The sequence below is a fragment of the Pseudomonas edaphica genome, from assembly GCF_005863185.1.
In the GTDB taxonomy this organism is placed as follows: Bacteria; Pseudomonadota; Gammaproteobacteria; order Pseudomonadales; family Pseudomonadaceae; genus Aquipseudomonas; species Aquipseudomonas edaphica.
Map to the genome: position 1 here is coordinate 1 of NZ_VBVZ01000709.1, position 2,929 is coordinate 2,929.

Consider the following 2,929-nt stretch of genomic DNA (forward strand, 5'->3'; position numbering starts at 1 on the left):
CCCGATAGCAGTGTGTCATTCACAGCATCAGTGACTGATCCGGCGCTATCGGGGGCAAGCCCCCTCCCACATTTGGTTCACCTGCCTTCAGATTTGCATCAGGCTCGCACAGGGCATTTTTCTTCTACGCTGAGTTACATCCCTATGCCCACCTACGGATTGCCCACGACAGGATCCCCTGAATGAAAACCCAACTGCCGCTATGCTTTGGTTTGATCGCTTGCCTGGGCCTGGCCGGGTGCCAGGAAAAAACCTCTCCCCCTACTGCCAGCCAGCCCGAGTGGCTCGCCGTGCCCGCCCTGCCCATCCTGCAAAGCGCGGTGTTCAGCCTGGCAGACGCCCTCGTCCCGCATAAAAACCCCTTGGCCATGGAACAGATCTGCGCCCTGGCCAAAGGCGAGACCCAGCAGGCAAACGTCAACCACTTCATCCAGCAGCAAGGCGGCAACGCACAAAGCATTCCCCCACAGGGCCACCCATTGTCGTTGCTGGTAAACGGTGACCGCCAGGCGCAGACCCGTGCCTGCGCGGCGTATCTGGCAATCAGCGTGCTGTCACCCTTGAGCTTGAACGGTTTGCTGGTCGAGCAGGCAAGTGCCCCGCCCCAGGACAAGAACAAACCGGTAGAAAAACGTGAGCCTCAGATCGATCAGGCAAAACTGCTGGCGAGTCTGCCGGGCAAGCTGGCGATCGCACAAACCAATGCGGATTTTTTCGCGCTGATCGCCACCGAGCTGCAACAGCGTCCAGGGCTGACGCTGGAACAATACCGCCAGTTATCCATGGAGATGTTCGCGGGCCTGGCAGCCGACTATCTGCTGCGTTTGAAAGAGCAGACGCCCCCGCCCGGCACCGAATATAAAGTGCTGAAGCTGGACGCGGATCAGTTCATGTTCGTCAGCAGTACCCGTACCCTGTTCGAGTATGATTTTTCCGGGTTGAAACTGCAGCAGAATGGCATGACCTGGTTTGGCGAGGGCAAGCTGTTGGGCAAGGATTACTTTTTGAAGGTGGCCTACCTTCCCAGCACCGCCAAACAGCTGAAGAACACACCAACGCCTTAGGACGCTGCGTGGGTTGAGCAGTAAAGCGACTTAGGGAGGTAAGCACGTAGCGAGTGCGCGCGCCGCCCGTTCAGCGGGCAGGCGTGCGGAAAAAATACCGTGAAGGGGTCGGTCGTGCGGGGTCGATCTGGTCCATAAAACCTTTGATGGCAGCGGTATCCGGAACGCCCGGCAACTTTTTGATCACCCTTGCCGGCGGCTTTCCTTCGGCCTTTGGCTCCGTCAGGGGCAGCCCTTCGTAAATCAACGCATGGTGCACACGCGGGCAATCATGGCAGAACGCTTCAAGGTCGAGCATGGCGCCACCGACAAATGCGCTGTTGATGAGCAACAAATCGAAGGGATCGATGGCATGGTCGATCATCGCCAGCAACTCCTCCAACGAAGAGACGGGCGCCACTCGATGGTAGCCGCAGTGATTGAGCATCCGTTCGAGGTTCAAGCGCTGCAAGTGGACGTGATCGGCAATCAAGATGCGTAAAGAACGTGTGGGCATTTATATATCCTTCCAAACCAGTCAGCAGACCGTCAGACGCGCTTTCCAGAGGGGGTGCGCGCTCCCAGCCAAGTCAAAAAATCTTGTTCGGTCATGGGTTTTGCAAAGAAATAGCCCTGCCCTTGCACACACCCAAGCTCCAGCAACTGTTGATATTGATCTTGTTTTTCAATGCCCTCGACAACCACCGACATGCCTAGCGCCCTGCCCAGCTCGAGTGTGCACTTGATCACCGCGACGCATCTTGGGTCATGGTCCAGCCCCCGAACGAACTCGCGATCGAGTTTGATCTCGTTGAAGGGCAGCTGGCACAAGCGCTGCAGGGAGGAAAACCCCACGCCAAAATCATCGATGGATAACCTGCAACCCATCATGCGCAACCGCACGAGGCTTTCCAGGCAGGTGGCCGACGCTTCGAGCAAACCGCTTTCAGTCAATTCAAATGTCAGACTGGAAGCCGGTAGCCCGAAGCTGCACAAAATGCTGCGGATGATGGAAACCAGTTCGGGATTGGAGAGCTGCACCGGCTCCAGGTTGAATGCAATATTCAACATATGCCCGCGACTCGAAGCCTCGCGCGCCAACGCCAGGCCTTGCCTGATCTGGCTGAACAGTAACTCATTGAGCAACCCGCAACTTTCAATGGCAGGCATGAACACCGCCGGAGAAACCACCCCTTGGGTCGGGTGGTTCCATCGTGTCAGCGCCTCGACGCCAATCACATCACCATTGAGCAAATTGACCTTGGGTTGGAAGTACGTTTCCATTTGCTTTTGATGCATGGCCGAGCGAACTTCGCCAGCTTGCGCCAGCTCCAGGGGCTTGAGGCTCATCGGCGCGATCCTGGGATCGCTCAAGTGTTTATGCAACAGCTCGTTCAGGGCTTCAGCGTGCAGCGGCTTGCCGAGGTCGCCCAATAGCGGCAGCCCCAGTAGCGTCACCAATTGCCGAGCGGCCTGGCGTACGTCTCCTGAGAGGGAACTGCTGAGAATCACCGCGCCCACCAGGCCAACGCGAGCCACACGTTGCAAAAACTCCAGGCCATCCATGCCTTCCATACGCAGGTCACACACCACAATGTCCACCGGACCGACCCGTTGCAGGGTCTCCAGGGCCTGGGTGCCGTTGGAAGCACTGAACACATCCTGACAGCCAAGCTTCTTCAGCAGGTTGACGGCGACGGTTTGCTGGAACAGATGGTCCTCCAGCACCAGCACTCGGAGGGGCAACACTTGCATCACTGATTCTCCACAATTGGGTTGCAGCACGAACGCCCGATACGCCCTGATTGCTGGTGGTAGCCGATGCCCACTCAAACAAGGTTGATGGACCTCAACGCCCGCTCCCCAAGGGAGCAGGTGTATTCAGG

The 2,929-nt window shown here is 57.7% G+C and carries 3 protein-coding genes; 1 reads left to right on the forward strand and 2 read right to left on the reverse strand.

Annotation, left to right across the window (positions count from 1 at the left end; translation table 11 throughout):
- The first annotated feature begins 182 nt into the window (after positions 1 to 182).
- Positions 183 to 1,064 carry a hypothetical protein gene (locus FEM54_RS29340; RefSeq protein ID WP_138453936.1) on the forward strand — a complete coding sequence of 294 codons (882 nt, stop codon included), beginning with the start codon at positions 183 to 185 and terminating at the stop codon, positions 1,062 to 1,064.
- A 70-nt stretch (positions 1,065 to 1,134) separates the two neighbouring features.
- Here the strand turns inward: FEM54_RS29340 and FEM54_RS29345 are convergent, their stop codons facing one another.
- A complete protein-coding gene (locus tag FEM54_RS29345; protein WP_138453937.1) occupies positions 1,135 to 1,560 on the reverse strand; it encodes an ANTAR domain-containing protein in 426 nt (141 codons plus the stop codon).
- Between the two features lie 32 nt (positions 1,561 to 1,592).
- Entirely contained in the window at positions 1,593 to 2,798 is a 1,206-nt protein-coding gene (locus tag FEM54_RS29350) for an EAL domain-containing response regulator (protein ID WP_138453938.1), read from the reverse strand.
- Positions 2,799 to 2,929 lie beyond the last annotated feature (131 nt).